Raw genomic sequence first — 22,428 nt, 5'->3', positions numbered from 1 at the left:
CAGGGTTTCGAGCGGTTTTACGTCTGTAACAGGAAGGTTACCGGGCCATCATTGACCAGGTGCACCTGCATATCCGCGCCGAATCTACCTGATGCCACAGTGCCATGCACCTGTTTCGCTTTGCCTAATAGATAGTCGAAAAGCTCCTCGCCCAGGGCCGGAGGGGCTGCGGTCGAGAAACTCGGGCGCAACCCGCTCTTGGTGTCGGCGGCCAGGGTGAACTGCGAGACCAGCAGCAACCCGCCGCCCACGTCCGCCAGGGACAGATTCATCTTGCCCTCGGCGTCACTGAACACTCGATAGTTAAGCAGCTTATTGAGAAGTTTGTCGGCGCTGGCCCGAGTGTCCTCGGGCTCGACGGCTACCAGCACCAGCAAACCCTGGTCGATTGCTCCGACCACCTCGCCCGTCACCTCGACCCGCGCGCCACGCACGCGCTGCAGCAGCCCCTTCATGCTTCTTCAGGCGCCAGGTCGAGCAGGCGCCGTGCCATCTGATCAGCGGCACGTACCAAGGCGTCGGTAATCCCCGGTTCAGCGGCGGCATGACCGGCGTCACGGATAATTTGCAGCTCGCTGTTCGGCCAGGCCTGGTGCAGTTCCCAGGCGTTATCCAGCGGGCAAATCACGTCATAACGACCGTGGACGATCACGCCGGGCAAATGGGCGATTTTGCCCATGTCGCGAATCAACTGGTTCGGCTCGAGGAAGGCGTTGTTGGTGAAGTAGTGGCACTCGATACGGGCGATCGACAGTGCACGCTGCGGTTCGGAGAAACGATCGACCAACAGCGGATTGGGACGCAGGGTCGCGGTCCGGCCTTCCCAGGTGGACCAGGCCTTGGCCGCATGCATCTGAGCGATTTGATCGTTGCCGGTCAGACGCTTGTGGAAGGCCGTGAGCAAGTCGTGGCGCTCGTCCAGCGGGATCGGCGCAATGTAGTCCTGCCAGTAATCGGGGAACAGACGACTGGCACCGGCCTGGTAGAACCACTCGATTTCCTGCGGCCGGCAGAGAAAAATCCCGCGCACGATCAGACCGTGCACACGTTCCGGGTGGGTTTGCGCGTAGGCCAGCGCCAGGGTCGACCCCCAGGAGCCACCGAACAGCACCCATTTTTCAATGCCCAGGTGTTTGCGAATCCGCTCAAGGTCGGCGACCAGATCCCAGGTGGTGTTGTTTTCCAGGCTGGCGTGGGGCGTGGAACGGCCGCAGCCGCGCTGGTCGAAGGTAACAATGCGATACAGATTTGGATCGAAGTAGCAGCGACTCTGGGCGTCACACCCGGCGCCGGGGCCGCCGTGGATGAACACGACCGGCAACCCTTCCGGTGAACCGCTTTCGTCGACGTAGAGCGTATGGGTTTCATCGACAGCCAGATCATGCCGGGCGTAGGGTTTGATCTGCGGGTACAAAGTCTGCATTGCGCGCTCCGTAAGGGGTCTGGGTCATCCCTGGGGGGACTTCAATTATTCTGCCGTTGGGCATCATAAACCCGAATTACGCCAATGAGCATGCCCTTGCAGAGTCAGAGTCTGGGCGCCAGATAACCGAGCAGGTTTTCATAGAGCCTGTCGACCTCGGCTACCTGCCCCCGCGCCCGGAGACAACCGTGTACCAGGCCCTCGCCGTAATACAACGTCGCAGCTACGCCGGCAGCGTTCAGTCGCTCGGCATACAGCACACCGTCATCGCGCAGCGGATCGAATTGCGCCACCGCGATGAAGGCCGGCGGCAATCGGCGAAGATCCGCGGCGAGCAACGGCATCGCATAGGGCCCAGGCTGCGGGGTGCCTCGCAGGTACAAGGCGTGGTAACAATCCACATCACTGCCGCTCAACAACGGCGCATCAATGCATTCACTGCGCGACGCCAGATGTTGATCGCCACCCAGCCCCGGATAGATCAGCACTTGCGCGGCCGGCACGGGCTCACCCGCGTCACGCAATGCCAGGCACAGTGCAGCGGCCAGATTGCCGCCGGCGCTGTCACCGGCCACCAGCGTGCGTTGGGGGTCGAGACGGAAAGGCCCGCTTCGCAACCCGCGCCAGACCTTCAGACAGTCATCGAACGCCGCCGGAAACGGATGCTCCGGCGCGAGCCGGTAATCGACCGCGATCACCAGCACGCCCAGGGTCGACGCCAGTTCGGCACAGATGAAGTCGTGGGAGTCCAGGCCCCCTACGACCCACCCGCCGCCATGCAGATAAACAATGCACGGCGCACCACCGGTCGGCGGCGAAACCGGCGGTTGATAGGACCGCACCGGGACACCGGACAATTCAAAGTCCACCACGTAGAGGCCAGCGGGACGTGGCGGGGTGAACGCCCTGCACATCTCGCTGTAGGCCTGGCGCAATCCGGCGAGGCTGCTGTCAGTGCTGTTGAAACTGACGGTTTTCTCGACGAAAGCCGTCATCTGTTCGCAAAGCGGATAAGGCGCCATGAGACTGCTGCCCGTTCAGGGAGGAGGAATGTATACCCCTGTAGGAGCGAGCCTGCTCGCGATAATGGCCAACGATAACGCGGTAAGCCTGATACCCCGCGGTGTTCTCGGGTTTATCGCGAGCGAGCTCCTACAGGGTTTGGGTGTCAGTTTTTCAGACTGGCCTGCACCGCTGCCACGCCATCCTTGCCGTCAAAACTGCTGACACCCGCCAGCCAGCGCTGAAGGTCCTCCGGGTGTTCACGCAGCCATTTTCTGGCAACGTCCTGCGCCGTCTGGCGTTCCATGATCGGCACCATCAACTGACTTTCCTGGGCGGCGGTGAAGGTCAGGTTCTCAAGCAGCCGATTGACGTTCGGGCAGCGCTCGGCGTAATCCGGGGCGGTCACGGTGGAAACGGTCGCCGCCCCTTCGTTCGGCCCGTAGACGTCTTCGCTGCCGGTCAGGTAAGCGATTTTCATGTTGATGTTCATCGGGTGCGGGGTCCAGCCGACGAACACCACGAACTCCTTGCGGTTCACCGCCCGTTGCACGGCAGCGAGCATGCCGGCTTCTCCGGACTCGATCAGCTTGAAGTCCTTGAGGCCGAAGTGATTGGTCTCGATCATGGTTTTGATGGTGGTGTTGGCGCCACTGCCCGGTTCGATGCCATAGATCTTGCCCCCGAGCTGATCCTTGAACCTGGCGATATCGGCAAAGGTTTTCAAACCGGCGGCGGCGACATAATCAGGCACGGCGAGCGTCGCCTGGGCGTCGGCCAGGCTGGGTTTGTCCAGGACCTTCACTTGATTGGCGGCCAGGAACGGCGCGATGTTTTTGTCCATCGCCGGCTTCCAGTAACCGAGGAAAATATCGAGGCGCTTGTCGCGGATGCCGGCGAAGATGATTTGCTGCACGGCGCTGGTTTGCTTGCTTTCATAGCCCAGGCCGTTGAGCAATACATCAGCCATGCCGCTGGTGGCGATCACGTCGGTCCAGTTGACCACGCCCATGCGCACGGCTTTGCAGGAAGCGTCATCAGCCGCCAGGGCGCTGGTGCTCAGCAGAGCGGTGCCGCAGAGGATTGAGAGACAGCGGGTGAACAGTCTTTTCATCAGAATGATCTCGTGCGGCAGCGGATTATTGTCGAGGCCGGTGTCTTTGTGCACCGTGGCCAGAACATTACGCAGCAGACGAGAGGCAAAAGCGAACTGAGGCGACCGTGTTTTGCACGGTGGCGACTTGTAGGAGCGAGCTCGCTCCTACAGAGACCGTACCAAGCCTTAATGCCCGTACTGTTTTTCACCCCAGGCGAGCAGGCCTTGCAACAACTACTTCAACACCACCCGCGTCGGCTACCTCGACACAAAAACCTGTTCCGATGCTTGGGATGTTCATGCAGCAAAGGAGCGGAAAAAGCGGACTGTGCTGACCGTGTTTTTTTGCATTGCAATGACGGTCAATCAGCTGCCTGGAATACGTCATTCAACGACCGCAAAAACGCATCCACCCTGCTGCTTGTTTTTGCACACGTAAGTAACTAATCCGGTTGAAGTCGCGGGCTGAAGTTTCCAGTGTTTCAGGTCAAGCAATTTGACCGCGAGATCGGGTCGTACGTCCGGGCGATAGTACAAGTCCAAGTGTTCTCTACTGTCATTCAAGTACATGCAGCGACTCAAAACCCCGCGGCTCGTACCATTTTGCTCTGTCGTATAAAACACCGCACCCTGGAAAGCCGACACCGCTGCTGTTGAATAACGGTCATCTGCCGCTGTGCGAGAAGCGGACGCGGTCCCGATCCATTGCCCCTTGCGGCTCACAGTCGGTGCCGTATAGATACCCAGTGTGTTTTTTATATGCTGGGGCAAAGGGCAATGATCAATGTCCAATGCCTGAGCTTCCAATGCGCACGCGCTTAATATCGCAGCTGTTATTGCTTTAAATTTCATTGATACACCTTCCAAAAATAATGACTTGAGTAACGAGTTCCCTCTCGTTCAAACAGTAATTACTTTCAGACAGGAAAAGCTCGGCATACGGCAACAGGACTTGTAGGCATCTTCTTGAATATCCCGAAGAGGAATCGCCCAACCACCCGACTGTTACGATGAAAGGGCACTTGCTCCCGCCGGACTGCGCAGCTGTCCCCCTATCATTCAACTGCGTTTCGCCAGAAAAACGCGACTTTACGGTTTTACGACGGCTTCGCCGCCGAGGCGCAAGCAAGCTCCCTCACCGCAAGCGTCACACCAGGGCCTCAAGCTCTGTAATGCTTTTCACCCCACGCCAGCAGACCTTGCAACAACTCCTTCAACACCACCTGCGTGGGCTCCGCCAGATCTGCCCGATAGCGGAACGGCTCGAACTCTTCCATGTACGTGCACTGCCCCAACTCCAGTTGCACGGCATGGATGTTCTGCGCCGGGTTGCCGTAATGCCGGGTGATGTGGCCGCCCTTGAAGCGTCCGTTCAGCACATGGCTGTAGTCCGGGTGTGCGGCGCAGATCGCTTCCAATTGAGTCGCAAGCTGTGGATCGCAACTGGCGCCATTGAAGGTGCCGAGGTTGAAGTCCGGCAGTTTGCCGTCGAACAGGTGCGGGATGATCGAGCGAATCGAGTGGGCATCGAACAACAGCGCATAGCCGAATTCGGCTTTGAGGCGCGCCAGCTCCTGCTGCAAGGTGCCGTGGTAGGGCGTCCAGATCTGCTCCAGATAAGTCGCACGCTCTTCTTTCGAAGGCTCCAGCCCTTCGCGGAACAGTGGCACACCGTCAAACAGCGTCGCCGGGTACAGGCCGGTGGTCGCACCCACGTACAACGGTTTGTCGTCGGACGGCCGGTTCAGGTCGATGACGAACCGCGAATACTCGGCGGCCAGGGTACTGGCGCCCAGTTCGGCGGCGAAATCGTAAAGCAGCGGGATGTGCCAGTCGGTGTCCGGCAGGCTTTTCGCGGCCGGGATCAACCCGGCCTCGACCGCCGGGGTCAGGCGCACACCGGCGTGGGGCATGCTGATCAGCAGTGGCACGCGGCCTTGTTTGAAGTTCAGAACCTTATCCACAACTGCTCTCCTACAGACTCGTTTCGACGCCGTGACGTACGACGCGTTTTTCCAGATCACCGCCCAGCCAGTAAGACAGGTCAGCGGGACGATCGATTTGCCAGGCGACGAAATCCGCGACCTTGCCCACCTCCAGCGAGCCGTGGGTGTCGGCCATGCCCAGGGCAGTGGCGGCGTGAATCGTGGCGCCGGCCAGGGCTTCTTCCGGGGTCATACGGAAACAGGTGCACGCCATGTTCAGCATCAGGCGCAACGACAATGCCGGTGAAGTGCCGGGGTTGAGGTCACTGGCGATGGCGATTTTCACCCCGTGCTTGCGCAGGGCGTCCATCGGCGGCAATTGGGTTTCGCGCAGGAAGTAAAAAGCGCCGGGCAGCAGCACCGCGACCGTGCCGGACTTGGCCATGGCGATGGCGTCGTCCTCGGTCATGAATTCCAGATGATCGGCGGACAGTGCGTGGTAACGCGCCGCCAGGGTCGAACCGTGCAACGACGACAACTGCTCGGCGTGCAGTTTCACCGGCAACCCCAGTTCCTGGGCGGTGATGAACACCCGCTCGACCTGCGCCGGGGAAAACGCCAGGTATTCGCAAAACGCATCCACCGCATCCACCAGCCCTTCGGCGGCCAGGGCCGGGAGCATCTCGGCGCAGATGTGATCGATGTAGTCGTCGGCGCGATCCACATACTCCGGCGGCAACGCATGGGCGGCCAGGCAAGTGCTGCGCACGCTGATCGGCAGCTCGGCGCCGAGGCGACGGGCCACCCGCAGCATCTTGCGTTCGTTGGCCAGGTCGAGGCCGTAACCGGATTTGATTTCGATACTGGTGACGCCATCACGCATCAGGCTTTTCAGACGCCTGGCGGCGCTGGCGAACAGCTCATCTTCGCTGGCCGCGCGGGTGGCGCGTACGGTGCTGGCGATGCCACCACCGCTTGCTGCGATTTCCGCGTAGCTGACGCCTTGCAGGCGCTTCTCGAACTCACCGCTGCGGTTCCCGCCGAACACCGTGTGGGTGTGGCAGTCGATCAGGCCCGGCGTCACCCAGGCCCCGTTCAAATCAGTGACCGTCGAGTACTCGCCCGTCGGCAGTTCAGCGCGCGGGCCAACCCATTCAATGTGCGCACCGGACGTCACGATGGCCGCATCCTCGATGATCGAGTAGACGCCTTGCGCCATGGTTGCGACGTGGCAGTGTTGCCAGAGGGTTTTCATCCCAAGTCCTCGTCTTGTTCAAAATCGATTCGCTGGCAAGCCAGCTCCCACAGGAATCGGGGTTGCCTGCAATGCTGCGTTCACAGCAAATCCCTGTGGGAGCGGGCTTGCCCGCGATTGGCCATTACAGGCTCGGCAGCAACTTCGCCGGCACCAGGTCGTTCAGGCAACGCGACGCCAGCAACTCGGTGGCCGCGTTGATGTCCGGCGCGAAGAAACGGTCTTTCTCATAAAACGGCACTTCTTTACGCAGAATCGCCCGGGCCTGTTCCAGTTTCGGCGAGGTCTTCAGACCGTTGCGCAGGTCCAGGCCTTGAACCGCTGCCAGCCATTCAACGGCGAGAATCCCGCGGGTGTTCTCGGCCATTTCCCACAGACGCTTGCCCGCCGCCGGGGCCATGGACACATGGTCTTCCTGGTTGGCGGACGTCGGCAGGCTGTCCACCGAATGCGGATGGGACAGGGCCTTGTTCTCGCTGGCCAGTGCCGCCGCGGTCACCTGGGCGATCATGAAACCGGAGTTCACGCCGCCATTGGCCACCAGGAACGGCGGCAGTTGCGACATGTGCTTGTCCATCATCAACGAGATGCGGCGCTCGCTCAGGGAGCCGATTTCCGCGATGGCCAGCGCCATGTTGTCGGCGGCCATGGCCACCGGTTCGGCGTGGAAGTTACCGCCGGAGATCACATCGCCTTCAGCGGCGAACACCAACGGGTTGTCCGAGACGGCGTTGGCTTCGATGGCCAGCACTTCGGCCGCCTGGCGGAACTGGGTCAGGCAAGCGCCCATGACTTGCGGCTGGCAACGCAGGGAGTACGGGTCCTGGACCTTTTCGCAATTCTCGTGGGAGTCGGAGACTTCGCTGCGCTCGCCCAGCAGATCGCGATAGGCGGCAGCGGCGTCGATCTGGCCTTTCTGGCCACGGGCAGCGTGGATGCGCGCATCGAACGGCGAGCGCGAGCCCAGTACCGCTTCAACGGTCAGGCCACCCAGGGCCAGGGCGCCAGCGAACAGGTCTTCACCTTCGAACAGGCCGCGCAGGGCAAACGCGGTGGACACCTGGGTGCCATTGAGCAGCGCCAGGCCTTCTTTCGCAGCCAGGGTCAGCGGGGTCAGGCCGGCGACTTTCAGCGCTTCGGTCGCTTCCATCCACTCGCCTTTGTAACGTGCCTTGCCTTCGCCCAGCAGCACCAGCGACATGTGCGCCAACGGTGCGAGGTCACCGGAGGCACCGACCGAGCCTTTCAGCGGAATGTGCGGGTAAACCTCGGCGTTGATCAGGGCAATCAGCGCGTCGATCACCACCCGGCGAATGCCGGAGAAACCACGGCTCAGGCTGTTGACCTTGAGCACCATGATCAAGCGCACCAGGTCGTCGCTGATCGGTTGGCCGACACCGGCCGCGTGGGACAGCACCAGCGAGCGCTGAAGGTTTTCCAGGTCTTCGCTGGCAATGCGGGTCGAGGCCAGCAGGCCGAAGCCGGTGTTGATGCCGTACGCGGTACGGTTCTCGGCGAGGATCTGTTCCACGCAAGCGACGCTGGCTTCGATCTGGGCCGAAGCGCTGTGGTCGAGGGTCAGTGTCACCGGCTGCTGATAGACATCACGCAGTTGGGCCAGGCTCAGTTGGCCGGGGATCAGGTTTAGCGCAGTCATTTTGTGCTCCTTTTGAGAGTTTTTTACTAACTAACCAGACGCTCCGGAGATGTCCGTTGTCCGTCGCGTCTCCCTTTTGGGGAGCCGCGCCTTGGCACGCTGGTTTTCAGGGAAATCAGTTCAAATTCGGTAAGGCTTTCTGCAGCAAAGCAGGGTCTTTCAGAACGCTGGCGGCAGCGGCGATATCCGGTGCCAACCAACGGTCCTGATCGTAGGCCGGAACCCGCTCACGCAGCAGGCGCCACGCCGCATCGGTGCCCGCACCGAAGCGCTGCTCTTTCAAAAACTCAAACGCCTGGGCCGCCAGCAAGTACTCGATGGCGAGGATCTGCGTGCAGTTCTCCAGGGCGCGGTGCAGTTTCAGCGCGGCGTTGGTGCCCAGGCTCAGGTGATCTTCCTGCAGGCCCGAGGTGACGTAGTTGTCGAGCACCGCCGGTTGCGCCAATTGGCGGTTTTCCGCGCACAAGGAAGCGGCGACGTATTGCACGATCATCATCCCGGAGTTCACCCCCGGGTTGGCCACCAGGAAGGCCGGCAGGCCGCTGACATGCGGGTTGATCAAACGGTCCAGGCGACGCTCGGCAATGGAGCCGATTTCCGCCATGGCGATGGCCAGCAGGTCCGCCGCCAGTGCCACGGACTGGCCGTGCGGGTTGGCCTGGGACACCACGCGGTAATTGTCTGCGGTGCCCAGCACCAGCGGGTTGTCGGTGGCGCTGTTGAGTTCGGTTTCGATCTGTCGGGTCGCGTGCACCAATTGGTCACGGGCCGCGCCATGCACCTGCGGGATCGAGCGAATGCTCAGCGCGTCCTGGGTGCGAATACCCTTGCTCCGGGCAATCACTTCGCTGCCGTCGAGCAAGGCCCGCAGGTTGATCCCGACCTGCTGCATGCCCGGATGCGGCTTGAGCGCGATGATCTCGGCATCGAAGGCGTCGATCTGGCCGCGCTGGGCTTCGAAACTCATGGCGCCGACCACGTCCGCCCAATGCAGCAGGCGCGTGGCATCGGCAATCGCCAGGCAGCTCAGGCCGGTCATGCAGGGCGTGCCGTTGACCAGGCACAACCCATCCTTGGCACCCAGCTTGACCGGTTGCAGCCCTTCTTCTGCCAGGGCCTGCTGCGCGGAAACGATCTGCCCGCGATAGCTCACATTACCGACGCCCAGCAGGGCGATGCCGATATGAGCCATGTGGGTCAGGTAGCCCACCGAGCCCTGGGATGGCACTTGCGGGGTGATGCCACGGTTGAGCAGCGCCAGCAGCGCTTCAACCACTTGGCGATGCAGCCCGGATTTACCGTGGCTGTAGTTGACGATAGCGGCGCACATGATTGAGCGAGTCTGCTCATCGCTCAGCGGGGCGCCGACGCCGCAGGCGTGGCTCAGCAGGGTGTTACGCGACAACTGACTGAGTTGTTCGTCCTGCAGCGAAACGTTGCACAACGCGCCCAGGCCGGTGTTGATGCCGTAGGCGCGCTCGCCGCTGGTGACGATGCGCTGGACGATGGCCTGCGCGTTTTCAATCCGTGCCCAGACCGGCGCCGACAGCTCCAGCTGTGCGCCATGACGGGCGACGGCGACCACGTCCTGCCAACCTACCTGCGCCTCGGTGATAACGATTTTTTCAGCCTGGGACATCTTCAACCTCATACCTGAATATTGATGCAGCATCGCCGACGCCATCGCTGGCAAGCCAGCTCCCACAGTGTTCAGGGGTGTGCACACCCTCTGTGCAACACAACCTATTGCTGTGGGAGCTGGCCTGCCAGCGAAGTGGCCAGCTCACTCACCGCAAAATCTCTTAAACCACCGCCGCCCGACGCTGCACGAAGCGGTCGACATACTCATCGGCTGGCGAATGCAGGATCTCTTTCGGCGTGCCGACCTGGATCAGGCGGCCGTCCTTGAGGATCGCGATGCGGTTGCCGATGCGCACGGCCTCGTCGAGGTCGTGGGTGATGAAGACGATGGTCTTGTGCAGGGTCTTTTGCAGTTCCAGCAACTGGTCCTGCATTTCGGCGCGAATCAGCGGGTCAAGCGCACTGAAGGCTTCGTCCATCAAAATGATGTTGGTGTCCGCCGCTAATGCACGGGCCAGGCCCACGCGCTGACGCATGCCGCCCGAGAGCTGGTGCGGGTATTTGTTCTCGTAGCCCTTGAGGCCCACGGTGTTGATCCAGTGCAGCGCGCGCTCGGCACACATCTGCTTGCTCTCGCCACGGATCTTCAGGCCGTAGGCGACGTTGTCCAGCACGGTCTTGTGCGGCAACAGGCCGAAGCTCTGGAACACCATGCTGATCTTGCGACGGCGAAATTCGCGCAAGGCTTCCATGTCGTATTGCAGGATGTCCACGCCGTCCACCAGGATCGCGCCGCTGGTCGGGTCGATCAGGCGGTTGAAGTGGCGTACCAGGGTGGATTTTCCGGAACCCGACAGGCCCATGATCACGAAGATCTCGCCGCTGCCGATGCTCAGCGACAGGTCGTTCACACCGACCACACAACCGGTTTCAGCCAGTACCTGATCCTTGGTCTTGCCCTGGCCAACCATGGCCAGCGCGTCCTTGGCACGGTTGCCGAAAATCTTGAAGACGTTTTTGACTTCAATCTTGCTCACGGTTGCCTTGTTCATTTGCTCACCTCATGCCGTGCGCGACCGTACGCTTGTGTAATGCGGTCGATCACCACTGCCAGAATCACGATCGCCAGACCGGCTTCCAGGCCACGTCCGACGTTGAGGGTCTGAATCCCCACCAGCACGTCTTCACCCAGGCCACGGGCGCCGATCATCGAGGCGATCACCACCATCGACAGGGCCATCATGGTGGTCTGGTTGATACCCGCCATGATGCTCGGCAGGGCCAGCGGCAGCTGCACGCCGAACAGTTGCTGCCAGCGGTTGGCGCCGAAGGCGTTGATCGCTTCCATCACTTCGCCGTCGACCTGGCGAATGCCCAGGTCGGTCAGACGGATCAGCGGTGGTGCGGCGTAGATCACCGTGGCGAAAATCGCCGGGACCTTGCCCAGGCCAAACAGCATCAGCACCGGGATCAGGTACACGAAGCTCGGCATGGTCTGCATGATGTCCAGCAACGGCATCAGCACCGAACGCAGGCGATTGCTGCGCGCCGAGAGAATGCCCAGCGGAATGCCGATCAGCACCGAGATGATCGTTGCCACCATCATCAGCGCCAGGGTTTGCATCAGCTTGTCCCAGAGGCCGACCGCACCTACCAGGAACAACAAGCCGACGATCACGGCGGTGGTCACGACCTTACGGGTCGCGTGCCAGGCCACGCCCGCCACGATGGCCAGCATCAGCCACCAGGGCGCCGCGCGCAGCAGGCTTTCGAGATTGACGATGGCCCACAACAGGGTGTCGGAGATGTGCCGGAACACGTCGCCGTAGTTGGTGACCAGTGAATCGACCCAACCGTTGACCCAGTCGGCGATGGAAAAGGTAAAGCTTTCGGGAAACATAAGAAGCTCTCAATCAAGGGCTTTTCAGCACCGCTTGCGGTGCTGAAAAGCTTGCCCTTATAAACAAGCTGTTTGAAAACGTAGCGAGCGAAGGCAAGACAAGGCGAAAGCAGGCGAGAAAGCGGAGTTGACTTTAGTCAATGAGCATTTTGAGCCTGCTTTCAACGCAGTATTGCCTCGCGTAGAGCCGTAGGCTCCCAGCACGAAGTAGTTTTCAAAGCGCAGCGTCGATCTTTTTGGCTGCGTCTTCGCTCACCCATGCATGCCAGACTTCAGGATGTTCCTTCAGGAAGATCTTGGCCAGTTTCGGCGACTCGATCCGCTCCTTGGTCATGCGACCCAGGTTCTGGTTCAGCAGGTCGATCGGCAGGTTGACCTTTTCCAGCACGGCCACCAGTTCCGGCGCTTCGTCATGGAACGTCTTGGACAGGCCGACCTTGATGCTCACGGTCTTGTCGACGCCTGGTTTTTCTTCCAGTTTGACCACGTCGACCTGGCCCATCAGCGGCGTTGGCGACCAGTAGTAGAACAGGATCGGCTCGCCACGCTTGTAGCTCGACAATACGGCAGCATCCAGCGCCGGGCCGGTGCCTGGGCGGAAGTTGGTGTAGCTGCTTTCCAGGCCGTAGCTTTTCAGCATTTCACTGTTGTCGAGTTCGCAGGTCCACCCGGCCGGGCAGTTGTAGAAACGGCCCTTGGACGGTTCTTCGGCGTCCTTGAAAATCGCCGAGTATTTACCCAGGTCGGCAATGGCTTTCAGATCCGGCGCCTTGGCTTCCAGCTTGCGCTTGGCATCGCCTTCGATCACGTAGCGCGGCACGTACCAGCCTTCGACAGCGCCCACGACCGGAGCACCCACACCGATGACTTTGCCGGCCTTATCAGCCTTGTTCCAGACCTCGCTGCGGCCAACCCACTCTTCGGCAAACACTTGGATGTCATTACTGCTCAGGGCGTTTTCCATGGTGATGGAGTTGCCCGGCAGACTGTCGGTCTTACAGTCGTAGCCTTTCTCCAACACGACTTGCAGCACGTCGGTCAGGAGCATGGCGCTTTCCCAGTTCAGGCCGGCAAATTTCACCGGTTTACCCGACTCGCACCAACCCGCCGCCTGAGTGGCGCCGGCGCTGGCCAGCAGGCCCATGGAAAGCAAAGTGGTCAGCAGGGTCTTGTTCGATTTCATTGTTGTGACGCTCCTAATCATGAATTGGCTTACGGCAGTCAAGAGGCATCCAGCCCTGGCAACGTCCAATCAGGCCTGCGCCGCAGCGCGGCCGGCCCCACGTGTTTCAGGTTGTACAAGGCTGTTCTGCTCGACCGGCAGAATCAGGTGGTCGGGTACTGTGCCGTGCCATTTTTTCGCACACACGTAGTACAGGGCTGCCGGCAGCACCAGACCGATGATCCAGGAAATATCCACATCACCCAGGGCGGCGACCAGCGAACCGGTGTAGAACTTGGTGGAAATGAACGGCAACTGCACCAGCACACCGAAAACATAGACGCTGATGCCGAGGACGTTCCAACGACCGTAGCGACCCTTCGGGTCGGCCAGCGCCGGCACGTCGTAACGCTCGCGGGTGATGCAGTAGTAGTCCACCAGGTTGATCGCGCTCCATGGCGTAAAGAACGCCAGCAGGAACAGGATGAAGGACTTGAACGCACCGAGGAACGAGTGCTGACCGAGCAACGCCATCAGGGTCGCGGCACCGACAATGACCAGCACGAAGACCAGACGCTGCAAGCGCGTGACCTTCAGATCACCCCGGAAACCGCTGATGATGGTCGCAATGCACATGAAGCTGCCGTAGGAGTTCAGCGTGGAAATGGTGACCTTGCCGAACGCGATGCTGAAGTACAGCAGCGCAGCGGTGGCACCGGTACCGCCCAGACCCACGATGTAGGCCACTTCATGGCCGGCGAATTGCCCGTTGGCCGACGCGGCGGCGAACACGCCAAGGACCATCGCCACCTGTGCGCCAATGACCGAACCCGCGCCTGCGGCAAAGAAGGTCTTTACCGAGGAAATCTTGCTCGGCAAGTAGCGGGAATAGTCAGCCACGTAAGGGCCGAAAGCGATCTGCCAGGACGCCGCGAGCGACACCGCCAACAGGAAGCTGCTCCAGCTGAAGTGGCGGATTTGCAACAGCGCGCCAACATCAACCTGGCTCATCAAACGGCTGAACAGATAAACAAAGGCAATCACGCCAATGACACTGGCAACACGGCCGATCCAGTGGATCACTCGATAACCAAGTACCGTGACCAGCACGATGACACTGGCGAAAAGAAGGATGCCGACGCTGTCGCTGACGCCAAACAACTGGCCCAGCGCCTGGCCGGAAAGCACGGTTCCCGTTGCCGTGAAACCGAGGTACATCAAACAGACCAGCACGATCGGGATGGCCGCGCCATAAACGCCGAACTGCACACGGCTGGAGATCATCTGCGGCAGGCCAAGCTTGGGCCCTTGCGCGGCATGCAGGGCCATGACGGCGCCGCCGAGCAGTTGACCGATCAACAGCCCGATCAACGACCAGAACACGTCACCGCCCAACACCACGGCCAGGGCCCCGGTGACAATCGCGGTGATTTGCAGGTTGGCACCCATCCACAGGGTGAACTGGCTCAACAGACGACCGTGTCTTTCCGCCTCCGGGATGTAGTCAATCGAACGCTTTTCGATCAACGGTTTGTTACCAGCACGTTCGCTGCTGACAGCCATGGTTCAACCTCTGTGGATTGTTATTGTGGGTGGGTGGGCTCCCCTGTGGGAGCGAGCCCGCTCCTACAGGGGCAAGCATTACTTGCCGGTGATCATCGGCAGGTTCAGGCCCTGTTCCTTGGCGCAATCAATGGCGATCTGGTAACCGGCATCGGCGTGACGCATGACACCGGTGGCCGGGTCGTTATGCAGCACGCGAGCGATACGCTCGGCCGCTTCGTCGGTACCGTCGCAGACAATCACCATGCCCGAGTGCTGGGAGAAGCCCATGCCGACGCCGCCGCCGTGGTGCAGGGACACCCAGGTCGCGCCGCTCGCGGTGTTCAGCAGGGCGTTGAGCAGTGGCCAGTCGGACACGGCATCGGAACCATCCTGCATCGATTCGGTTTCACGGTTCGGGCTGGCAACCGAGCCGGAATCGAGGTGGTCGCGACCGATCACGATCGGCGCCGACAGCTCGCCGCTGCGTACCATTTCGTTGAACGCCAGGCCGAGTTTGGCGCGCAAGCCCAGGCCGACCCAGCAGATACGTGCCGGCAGGCCCTGGAAGCTGATGCGCTCGCGGGCCATGTCCAGCCAGTTGTGCAGGTGCGCGTCGTCCGGGATCAGTTCCTTGACCTTGGCGTCGGTCTTGTAGATGTCTTGCGGATCGCCCGACAGTGCCGCCCAACGGAACGGGCCGATGCCACGGCAGAACAGCGGACGGATGTACGCCGGTACGAAACCCGGGAAGTCGAAGGCGTTTTCAACGCCTTCTTCCTGGGCCATCTGACGGATGTTGTTGCCGTAGTCGAAGGTCGGGATGCCTTGCTTCTGGAAGTCGAGCATCGCTTTGACGTGCACCGCCATCGATTGCTTGGCGGCCTTGATCACAGCGGCAGGTTCGGTCTTGGCGCGAGCGCGGTATTGCTCCCAGGTCCAGCCGGCCGGCAGATAACCGTTGAGCGGGTCGTGGGCGCTGGTCTGGTCGGTGACCATGTCCGGGCGCACACCGCGACGGACCAGTTCCGGGAGGATTTCAGCGGCGTTGCCCAGCAGCGCGATGGAGATGGCCTTGCCTTCGGCGGTGTACTTGGCGATACGGGCCAGTGCGTCGTCGAGGTCTTTGGCTTGCTCGTCGACGTAACGGCTCTTCAGGCGGAAATCGATGCTCACCTGTTGGCATTCGATGTTCAGCGAGCAAGCGCCAGCCAGAGTTGCAGCCAGAGGTTGAGCGCCACCCATGCCACCCAGACCTGCAGTCAGGACCCAACGGCCTTTCAGATCATCGTTGTAGTGCTGGCGACCGGCTTCGACGAAGGTTTCGTAGGTGCCCTGGACGATGCCCTGGCTGCCGATGTAGATCCAGCTGCCGGCGGTCATCTGGCCGTACATGGCCAGGCCTTTGGCGTCCAGTTCGTTGAAGTGTTCCCAGTTCGCCCAGTGCGGCACCAGGTTGGAGTTGGCGATCAATACGCGCGGGGCGTTGGTGTGGGTCTTGAACACGCCGACCGGCTTGCCGGATTGCACCAGCAGGGTCTCGTCGTCGTTCAGGTGGGTCAGGCTCTCGACGATTTTGTCGTAGCACTCCCAGTTACGCGCCGCACGACCGATGCCACCGTAGACCACCAGTTCCTTCGGGTTCTCGGCCACTTCCGGGTCGAGGTTGTTCATCAGCATGCGCAGCGGCGCTTCGGTCAGCCAGCTTTTGGCGGTCAGCTTGTTGCCGCGGGCAGCGCGGATTTCGACGTCACGGTATTTCGTAGGTTTCTGGGTATTGTCAGTCACGAAAAAGACTCCTCAGCGATCAATTCAAACCAACCCTGGCAGGGGGCAAGCCAGCCTGTGCGCATCGTTGCGCGACAAGCGAATCAGTGGACGCTGCGGAGAGTCTCGATCGACTCATACGCATACGTCTTTACTTGTACATACAAGCATATGCAATCAAGCGGCCAACTTTCTGGACAGGCATTCAAGAAAAACGCTGAAACGACTGGAGAGCGCCTGAATCGCGGGTTCTGGCGTGGATAAAATTTTTCGCGGGGATTTTTTGCGGGGGTGACGGCGGTTACTGCAACGTGGTTTTGCGCCACGTTGGGGCGTTCGGTAACACGTGATGCCCAATTAAGCGCATTCCAGAAACACCCTACAACCTCATCAGAAGCGTCCGACTCCACCTCCACTGATCCTCGCCGACTTCACAAGCAAGCCCCCCCCCTGAAGTCACTCCTGCGAGGAACGCGCAATGAAACAATGGAAAGTCAAAACCCATCTCCTGTTGCTGGCCGGCATCCTGCTGAGCAGCATGACCGGCATCGGCGCACTCGGCCTGTACGGCATGCGCGCTACGGTCCAGGGACTGGAAACGGTTTACCTGGACCGGGTCATCCCGCAACAGGACCTGAAGAAAATTTCCGAGCTGTATTCCGTCCAGATCGTCGATGCCATCCACAAGGCCCGCGATGGCATCCACAGTGGCGTCGAGGCGGCGCAACAGATACGCCAGGCAATGCTTGAGATCGATCCGCTCTGGCGCACCTACCTATCGACCCGACTGATCGATGAGGAGGTGCGACTGATCAACGAAATCACGCCACTGATGCAGGCCACCGAAGCGCCACTCCAGCAATTGCAGGCGGTCTTGAACCGCGACGACGGCTCCAGTCAGCCTCTGGAGGATTTCGCCGCACACCAGCTCTACCCCTTGATCGACCCGCTGACCTCACTGTTTTCGCAACTGACGGATGCTCAACTGAAAGAAGCTCGCCAACAGTTCGAACTCAGCGAGGCACGCTACGAGGACAATAAAATTCTGATGGCTGTGGTCCTGGCTTTCGCGCTGTTGTCTGGCGGCCTTTATGCGCTGCTGTTCGGTGCCAGACTGGCGCGATACCTGGGTGCCGAGCCCCACGAACTGGCCAATATCAGCACACGGATTGCCCAGGGCATGCTCGGCGATCCGGCGATCGGCAACGCGAGCCCCACAGGTGTCATGCAATCGGTCGAGGCCATGCGGCGCAGCCTGGCCAGCATGATCGGCAAGGTACGCGAGGCCTCGCGGCACATCGAGTCCTCGACCCTGAACCTGAGCATTTCGGCCGAGCAAGGCCTGAAGCAGGCCGCCGAGCAAAATGGCGCGACCTCTTCCATTGCCGCCGCGGCAGAGCAGATGTCAGCCAACATTACGCACATCGCCGAAAACGCCGCCCAGGCCCACGACACCACACAAAAGGCCGAGCAGATCACCGCCCTGGGCATTGCCAGCATGGACCGCTCTATCATCGAGATGCAGCAGATCGCCCAACTGGTGACCCAGACGTCGAGTGAAATCGACCAATTGACCCAGCACTCCAACGCCATCGGGAACATTGTCGACGTGATCCACAGCATTGCCGAACAGACCAACCTGCTCGCCCTCAATGCCGCCATCGAAGCGGCGCGGGCCGGCGAGCAAGGTCGCGGGTTTGCCGTGGTGGCCGACGAGGTGCGGGAGCTGGCGACCCGCACGACCCGTTCCACCGCCGAGATTGTGGTGCTGGTGAGCACCATTCAAAGCGGCATGCGAAAAGCCAGCAGCAGCATGAACACTGGCCGCGAGCGGGTGCTTCAGGGTCAGCAATTGATCGACAGCGCCGGCGCGTCGATGAATGACGTCAAGGCCGTGCTCGACGCGTCACTCAACGCCGTCAGCCAGATTTCCCATGCCTTGCAGGAACAGCGCGAAGCCAGCGAAGACGTGGCACGCAATGTGGAAACCGTGGCGCAGCGGGTCGAGGAGAATGTCGCGGCGCAACAGGACGTGGTGAAAACCATCCAGGCGCTGAAACGGATGTCGAGTGAACTGGAGGCAACCGTTCGAGGCTTTACCCTCGAACGGGAGTAATCGGGATCAGCCGCGCGAGGTGAGTTCGATCACGCAGCACAAACCCTTGATGGTGACGTCCAGCAACCCGTCATTGGCCTCCAGCTGCAGGCAATCATGGAGCCCCAATGGCTGGACGCGGTGATCGACCGATACGTCGGATTGCTCGCTCACGCTGAACACCAGCAACGTGTTGGCCTCGCTGAAAAACCGCTGCTCGCCGGCCAGCCACTGCAACCGTGCACGGTAGCGCTGCGGCGCATAGATCAGGTTGAAATCGCGGATTGCTCCTCCGAGCAGCGTGCAGGTCACTTTGCTCTCGCCACTGAAGGCAAACGGGTCGAGCGGTAACAGCGGTCGCGTGTTCTGGCCGTCCACCGACAACGTCATGCCGTCGCCCTGCAACACGGTGATGATCCGCTCGTAACCGGCGAAGGTGGAAAAACCGCCCGACTCACCGATGTCGGCAATCGACAGGCGCCAGCCGAAGCCGTCCAGGCCGGTGCCGGCATCGCGGCTGATTTCTTCAGTGCTGCCGCCGCCGTTTTTCCACGGCATGCGCGGGTAATCCTTGGCGCGTAAAACTTTCAACTCGTTCATTTATGAAACCGGCCTTCCAGACGATGACGGGAACCAGGGTGGATCAAACGGGCGGCGGTCACCGGCTGACGGCCGGACCAGGTGCGGCGACGAATCAGCAGGCACGGCTCGCCTTTTTCGATCTGCAGCAATTTGCATTCGGACGGCTCGGCCAGAATGGCCTCGACCACGTGCTCGCCTTCGGTCAGCGGCGCGACCTGGTTGAGGTAGGCGTAAGGCGTTTGCAGGGTGAAGTCCTGCTTGAGGTAATCCGGCGCCACCAGCGCATTGACGAAGCGGTCTTCGATTTGCACCGGAATATCGTTCTCGAAATGCACGATCAACGAATGGAAGACTTTCTGCCCTTCGCGCATGTCGAGGGCCAGGGCGCGTTCCGAGCCGGCGGCCTCTTCTTCCAGGGTGATGACCTTGCACGTGTGGCGATGGCCTCGGGAAGCGATTTCATCGGCAATGTTGTGCACTTCAAACAGCGCGGACTGGCTTTTCGGCTCGGCGACGAACGTGCCGACGCCTTGCATGCGCACCAACAGACCGTCAGCGGTCATCTCGCGCAGGGCGCGGTTGATGGTCATGCGGCTGAAGCCCAACTGATTGACCAGCTCGCTTTCCGACGGAACGCGGTAGTGCGGCGGCCAGTTTCCACTGTCGATTTGCTGGGTAATCATTTGTTTGACGCGGGCGTACAAGGGCGCCGGACTGTCGCCCATGTTCGCGGCCAACGGAGAGACTGGAGGCGGAGTCGGCACGGTTAATCCTTGTTCGTTTGAATAGGGTTGCTAGCTTGCCGGAGTTTACCGGGCAGGCAAACGTCTGTATATGTATATACAAATAACACACGATGGGGTGCTGAACCATGTCCGCCTTCTTTGCCGAACGCGCGCTGCTGCCTAGTGGATGGGCCAACAATGTACGTCTTGAGGTCAGCGCCGATGGCGTCTTGAGCCATATCCAGGCCGATTCCCACGCAGAAGGCGCCGAACGGCTGAGCGGTCCGCTCTTGCCCGGCATGCCGAACCTGCACTCTCACGCCTTCCAGCGGGCCATGGCGGGACTTGCGGAAGTGGCGGGGAATCCGAACGACAGCTTCTGGACCTGGCGCGACTTGATGTATCGCCTCGTCGGAAAAATCAGCCCGGAACAACTCGGCGTCATCGCCCGTCAGCTGTACATCGAAATGCTCAAGGCCGGTTACACCTCGGTGGCGGAATTTCATTACGTCCACCACGACAACAACGGCCAGCCTTACGCCGACCCGGCCGAACTGGCCCTGCGTATCAGCCAGGCCGCCGGTTCCGCCGGTATCGGTTTGACCCTGCTGCCGGTGCTCTACAGCCACTCCGGTTTCGGTGGCCAGACGCCGAACGAGGGCCAGCGCCGCTTCATCAACAGCACCGACAGCTACCTCAAGCTGCAATCGCGCCTGCAGCCGGTTCTGGCGCAGCAACCGGCCCAGTCGCTGGGCCTGTGTTTCCACTCGCTGCGCGCGGTGACACCGCAGCAGATCAGCGAAGTGTTGGGCGCCAGCGACAAGCAGTGCCCGGTGCACATCCACATCGCCGAACAGCAAAAAGAAGTCGACGACTGCCTGACCTGGAGCGGTCGCCGCCCGCTGCAATGGCTGTACGAAAATACCGAAGTCGATCAGCGCTGGTGCCTGGTCCACGCCACCCACGCCAACCCGGAAGAAGTCACGCTGATGGCCAAGAGTCGCGCCATTGCCGGCCTGTGCCTGACCACCGAAGCCAACCTGGGCGACGGGATTTTCCCGGCGGTGGACTTCCTCGCACAAGGCGGACGCCTGGGCATCGGTTCCGACAGCCATGTGTCATTGAGCGTGGTGGAAGAATTGCGTTGGCTGGAATACGGCCAGCGTCTGCGCGATCAACGGCGCAATCGCTTGTATGGCGCGGATCAGCCCATGGTCGGGCGCACCCTGTATGACGCGGCGCTGGATGGCGGTGCCCAGGCGCTGGGACAACCGATCGGTGCGCTGGAAGTGGGCAAGCGTGCGGATTGGCTGGTGCTGGACGGCAACGATCCGTACCTGGCAACGGCCAGTGGCGACGGGATTCTGAACCGATGGTTGTTTGCCGGTGGCGACCGTCAGGTGCGGGACGTGCTGGTGAACGGTCAGTGGGTCGTGCGCGACGGGCGTCATGCCGGGGAAGAGGAAAGCAACCGCGCCTTCATCCAGGTGCTGCGCGAGCTTCTGAACTGACTCAAAAACCTGTGGGAGCTTGCTCGTGATGGTGTGTCAGTCGACATCTTGTGTCTGATATTCCATCGCGAGCAGGCTCGCTCCTACAGGGTCATGTGCTATCAGTTCGAGGTCTTGGCCATCTGCGTGTCCGACGCTCGCCAGATCAGCCGCGTGGTGTCGTATCCCTGCTGACGCGCCTTGCTCAGCAGCTCTTCACGCACCACACCATTGACGGTCGGCGTGCGCGACAGCAGCCACAGGTAACGTCGGCTCGGGTCGCCGACGATCGCGGTCTTGTAGTCATCGCTGACGTACAACACCCAGTACTCGCCCTTCGCCACACCCGGAATCAGCCTCGAAAACCAGGTATCGAACTCGACCCACAATTTGTCGGTCTTGCCCGGCACCTGTGGATAAGCCGTGCCCTTGACCTCTTCCCATTGCCACTGCGCTGTCAGACAGCGGTTCAGCACCGCCACGTTGCCATCCGGCTTGAGCGTGTAGTGGGCTTCGGATTGCGCACAGTCGCGCTGGAAATACATCGGCAGACGTGCCAACTCGTACCAGGTGCCCTGGTAACGCTTGAGGTTGACGCTGTTGGCGGTCTTGGGCGCCAACGGATCCTGGCCAGAAGTGGCACAGCCGGCCAATACCAGGCCGGCAAAAAGCATTATCAACAACCGCTTCATTGTTTTTCTCCCGTGGGCACGTAGCCCCGGTTTACTTCAGGCCTTGGCCGGAAAACATCAGCACTTTGTCACCGGCATACTGCACGCTGATAAAGCTGTTCTTGTCACCCCAGGTGCAACTGGACATGCCCAGCGCGCCAGAGCAGTCGGCCGGCTTGCCCAACAAGGTTTCTACGTCGGCCTTGGACATGCCGGCCGAAAGCTTCGAGTAGTTTTCCTGATTGACCTTGCTGCACGCAGCCAACAGCACGCAGAACGAAAGCAAGGCAATGGATCGCAGCGACATGGTGTAACTCCAGGGGTGAAGGGGATTGGCATGGCAGCCAAGCTGAACCTTAGAAGAGAAAACCTCTGTCTGGTTCCCTGGCCGATCGCCTATTTATCGGGCCGCTCGTCCGCCTATAGCCGAAGATTCAGCCACTTCGCCTGGCTCTTGAGCATTTCGTCGGGTTTCGCAAAAAAGCGTCTAATCTTTGGCGCCACTCTGTCGACATAACAGGCAGCGCAAAGCCCACACCGTGGCGCTTGCCCCCA

Annotated in this window: 20 protein-coding genes and 1 pseudogene; 3 read left to right on the top strand and 18 right to left on the bottom strand. The window is 60.9% G+C overall.

The features are described from left to right. Nucleotides 1-17: 17 nt before the first annotated feature. From dtd to hutU, 14 genes are all read right to left on the bottom strand, one after another. Nucleotides 18-455 (bottom strand): D-aminoacyl-tRNA deacylase, encoded by a 438-nt coding sequence (dtd, locus tag ACX3YD_RS17810; RefSeq protein ID WP_047536408.1) that lies wholly within the window; start codon nt 453-455, stop codon nt 18-20. Beyond that, nucleotides 452-1,423 (bottom strand): prolyl aminopeptidase, encoded by a 972-nt coding sequence (gene pip, locus ACX3YD_RS17805; protein WP_047536406.1) that lies wholly within the window; start codon nt 1,421-1,423, stop codon nt 452-454. Before pip ends, dtd begins: the two co-directional genes overlap by 4 nt. A 104-nt stretch (nt 1,424-1,527) precedes the next feature. Continuing rightward, nucleotides 1,528-2,445 carry an alpha/beta hydrolase gene (locus tag ACX3YD_RS17800; protein WP_458960636.1) on the bottom strand — a complete coding sequence of 306 codons (918 nt, stop codon included), beginning with the start codon at nt 2,443-2,445 and terminating at the stop codon, nt 1,528-1,530. A gap of 146 nt (nt 2,446-2,591) precedes the next feature. Then, nucleotides 2,592-3,539 carry a choline ABC transporter substrate-binding protein gene (locus tag ACX3YD_RS17795; protein WP_047536402.1) on the bottom strand — a complete coding sequence of 316 codons (948 nt, stop codon included), beginning with the start codon at nt 3,537-3,539 and terminating at the stop codon, nt 2,592-2,594. Between the two features lie 366 nt (nt 3,540-3,905). Beyond that, nucleotides 3,906-4,373, bottom strand: a complete 468-nt coding sequence (locus ACX3YD_RS17790; protein WP_458960635.1) for a DUF3757 domain-containing protein — start codon at nt 4,371-4,373, stop codon at nt 3,906-3,908. Nucleotides 4,374-4,681: 308 nt separating this feature from the next. Then, nucleotides 4,682-5,485, bottom strand: coding sequence for an N-formylglutamate deformylase (gene hutG / locus ACX3YD_RS17785; RefSeq protein ID WP_458960634.1), 804 nt, complete (start codon nt 5,483-5,485; stop codon nt 4,682-4,684). Nucleotides 5,486-5,495: 10 nt separating this feature from the next. Continuing rightward, nucleotides 5,496-6,701: an imidazolonepropionase gene (hutI, locus tag ACX3YD_RS17780; RefSeq protein WP_458960633.1), complete on the bottom strand. Its 1,206-nt coding sequence runs from the start codon at nt 6,699-6,701 to the stop codon at nt 5,496-5,498. A gap of 124 nt (nt 6,702-6,825) precedes the next feature. Beyond that, on the bottom strand, nt 6,826-8,358 hold the full coding sequence (gene hutH / locus ACX3YD_RS17775; protein WP_458960632.1) for a histidine ammonia-lyase: 1,533 nt from the start codon (nt 8,356-8,358) through the stop codon (nt 6,826-6,828). 115 nt (nt 8,359-8,473) lie between these two features. Continuing rightward, entirely contained in the window at nt 8,474-9,997 is a 1,524-nt protein-coding gene (gene hutH, locus ACX3YD_RS17770) for a histidine ammonia-lyase (RefSeq protein WP_458960631.1), read from the bottom strand. A 163-nt stretch (nt 9,998-10,160) separates the two neighbouring features. Next, nucleotides 10,161-10,991: a quaternary amine ABC transporter ATP-binding protein gene (locus ACX3YD_RS17765; protein WP_458960630.1), complete on the bottom strand. Its 831-nt coding sequence runs from the start codon at nt 10,989-10,991 to the stop codon at nt 10,161-10,163. Next, nucleotides 10,988-11,839, bottom strand: a complete 852-nt coding sequence (locus ACX3YD_RS17760; protein ID WP_103396924.1) for an ABC transporter permease — start codon at nt 11,837-11,839, stop codon at nt 10,988-10,990. The genes ACX3YD_RS17765 and ACX3YD_RS17760 overlap by 4 nt, the downstream gene beginning before the upstream one ends. A gap of 214 nt (nt 11,840-12,053) precedes the next feature. Continuing rightward, a complete protein-coding gene (locus ACX3YD_RS17755) occupies nt 12,054-13,022 on the bottom strand; it encodes an ABC transporter substrate-binding protein (RefSeq protein WP_458960629.1) in 969 nt (322 codons plus the stop codon). A gap of 69 nt (nt 13,023-13,091) precedes the next feature. Next, nucleotides 13,092-14,564, bottom strand: coding sequence for a purine-cytosine permease family protein (locus tag ACX3YD_RS17750; RefSeq protein ID WP_458960628.1), 1,473 nt, complete (start codon nt 14,562-14,564; stop codon nt 13,092-13,094). Between the two features lie 78 nt (nt 14,565-14,642). Next, a complete protein-coding gene (hutU, locus tag ACX3YD_RS17745) occupies nt 14,643-16,331 on the bottom strand; it encodes a urocanate hydratase (protein ID WP_103404444.1) in 1,689 nt (562 codons plus the stop codon). A 457-nt stretch (nt 16,332-16,788) separates the two neighbouring features. Between hutU and ACX3YD_RS17740 the strand changes: the two are divergent. Both ACX3YD_RS17740 and ACX3YD_RS17735 read left to right on the top strand, forming a co-directional pair. Further along, a pseudogene (locus tag ACX3YD_RS17740) lies at nt 16,789-17,316 on the top strand (Tar ligand binding domain-containing protein); the annotation flags it as partial. Between the two features lie 42 nt (nt 17,317-17,358). Then, nucleotides 17,359-18,426 (top strand): methyl-accepting chemotaxis protein, encoded by a 1,068-nt coding sequence (locus ACX3YD_RS17735; RefSeq protein ID WP_458962056.1) that lies wholly within the window; start codon nt 17,359-17,361, stop codon nt 18,424-18,426. A gap of 6 nt (nt 18,427-18,432) precedes the next feature. On the opposite strand, the gene ACX3YD_RS17730 is transcribed toward ACX3YD_RS17735, so the two are convergent. Then, nucleotides 18,433-19,005: a HutD/Ves family protein gene (locus tag ACX3YD_RS17730; RefSeq protein WP_458960627.1), complete on the bottom strand. Its 573-nt coding sequence runs from the start codon at nt 19,003-19,005 to the stop codon at nt 18,433-18,435. Beyond that, on the bottom strand, nt 19,002-19,712 hold the full coding sequence (hutC, locus tag ACX3YD_RS17725) for a histidine utilization repressor (RefSeq protein ID WP_161793960.1): 711 nt from the start codon (nt 19,710-19,712) through the stop codon (nt 19,002-19,004). The genes ACX3YD_RS17730 and hutC overlap by 4 nt, the downstream gene beginning before the upstream one ends. Before the next feature lie 146 nt (nt 19,713-19,858). On the opposite strand from hutC, the gene ACX3YD_RS17720 reads away from it, so the two are divergent. After that, on the top strand, nt 19,859-21,223 hold the full coding sequence (locus ACX3YD_RS17720) for a formimidoylglutamate deiminase (RefSeq protein ID WP_458960626.1): 1,365 nt from the start codon (nt 19,859-19,861) through the stop codon (nt 21,221-21,223). A 101-nt stretch (nt 21,224-21,324) separates the two neighbouring features. On the opposite strand, the gene ACX3YD_RS17715 is transcribed toward ACX3YD_RS17720, so the two are convergent. Together ACX3YD_RS17715 and ACX3YD_RS17710 are read right to left on the bottom strand one after the other, a co-directional pair. Further along, a complete protein-coding gene (locus ACX3YD_RS17715) occupies nt 21,325-21,894 on the bottom strand; it encodes a lipocalin family protein (RefSeq protein ID WP_090465714.1) in 570 nt (189 codons plus the stop codon). 31 nt (nt 21,895-21,925) lie between these two features. After that, nucleotides 21,926-22,180, bottom strand: a complete 255-nt coding sequence (locus tag ACX3YD_RS17710) for a hypothetical protein (protein WP_103404440.1) — start codon at nt 22,178-22,180, stop codon at nt 21,926-21,928. Nucleotides 22,181-22,428 lie beyond the last annotated feature (248 nt).

This window comes from Pseudomonas fluorescens group sp. PF-1, assembly GCF_054481335.1.
This window is presented reverse-complemented; position numbering and strand designations above follow the sequence as displayed.

Excerpts from the sequence above, each read along its gene's own strand:
- hutH (WP_458960632.1), bottom strand. The coding sequence starts at position 8,358 with ATGACTGCGCTAAACCTGATCCCCGGCCAACTGAGCCTGGCCCAACTG.
- dtd (WP_047536408.1), bottom strand. The coding sequence starts at position 455 with ATGAAGGGGCTGCTGCAGCGCGTGCGTGGCGCGCGGGTCGAGGTGACG.
- hutC (WP_161793960.1), bottom strand. The coding sequence starts at position 19,712 with ATGGGCGACAGTCCGGCGCCCTTGTACGCCCGCGTCAAACAAATGATT.
- ACX3YD_RS17795 (WP_047536402.1), bottom strand. The coding sequence starts at position 3,539 with ATGAAAAGACTGTTCACCCGCTGTCTCTCAATCCTCTGCGGCACCGCT.
- ACX3YD_RS17750 (WP_458960628.1), bottom strand. The coding sequence starts at position 14,564 with ATGGCTGTCAGCAGCGAACGTGCTGGTAACAAACCGTTGATCGAAAAG.
- ACX3YD_RS17720 (WP_458960626.1), top strand. The coding sequence starts at position 19,859 with ATGTCCGCCTTCTTTGCCGAACGCGCGCTGCTGCCTAGTGGATGGGCC.
- hutI (WP_458960633.1), bottom strand. The coding sequence starts at position 6,701 with ATGAAAACCCTCTGGCAACACTGCCACGTCGCAACCATGGCGCAAGGC.
- ACX3YD_RS17710 (WP_103404440.1), bottom strand. The coding sequence starts at position 22,180 with ATGTCGCTGCGATCCATTGCCTTGCTTTCGTTCTGCGTGCTGTTGGCT.
- ACX3YD_RS17730 (WP_458960627.1), bottom strand. The coding sequence starts at position 19,005 with ATGAACGAGTTGAAAGTTTTACGCGCCAAGGATTACCCGCGCATGCCG.
- pip (WP_047536406.1), bottom strand. The coding sequence starts at position 1,423 with ATGCAGACTTTGTACCCGCAGATCAAACCCTACGCCCGGCATGATCTG.
- ACX3YD_RS17800 (WP_458960636.1), bottom strand. The coding sequence starts at position 2,445 with ATGGCGCCTTATCCGCTTTGCGAACAGATGACGGCTTTCGTCGAGAAA.
- ACX3YD_RS17765 (WP_458960630.1), bottom strand. The coding sequence starts at position 10,991 with ATGAACAAGGCAACCGTGAGCAAGATTGAAGTCAAAAACGTCTTCAAG.
- ACX3YD_RS17755 (WP_458960629.1), bottom strand. The coding sequence starts at position 13,022 with ATGAAATCGAACAAGACCCTGCTGACCACTTTGCTTTCCATGGGCCTG.
- ACX3YD_RS17715 (WP_090465714.1), bottom strand. The coding sequence starts at position 21,894 with ATGAAGCGGTTGTTGATAATGCTTTTTGCCGGCCTGGTATTGGCCGGC.
- hutH (WP_458960631.1), bottom strand. The coding sequence starts at position 9,997 with ATGTCCCAGGCTGAAAAAATCGTTATCACCGAGGCGCAGGTAGGTTGG.
- ACX3YD_RS17735 (WP_458962056.1), top strand. The coding sequence starts at position 17,359 with ATGGCTGTGGTCCTGGCTTTCGCGCTGTTGTCTGGCGGCCTTTATGCG.
- ACX3YD_RS17790 (WP_458960635.1), bottom strand. The coding sequence starts at position 4,373 with ATGAAATTTAAAGCAATAACAGCTGCGATATTAAGCGCGTGCGCATTG.
- ACX3YD_RS17760 (WP_103396924.1), bottom strand. The coding sequence starts at position 11,839 with ATGTTTCCCGAAAGCTTTACCTTTTCCATCGCCGACTGGGTCAACGGT.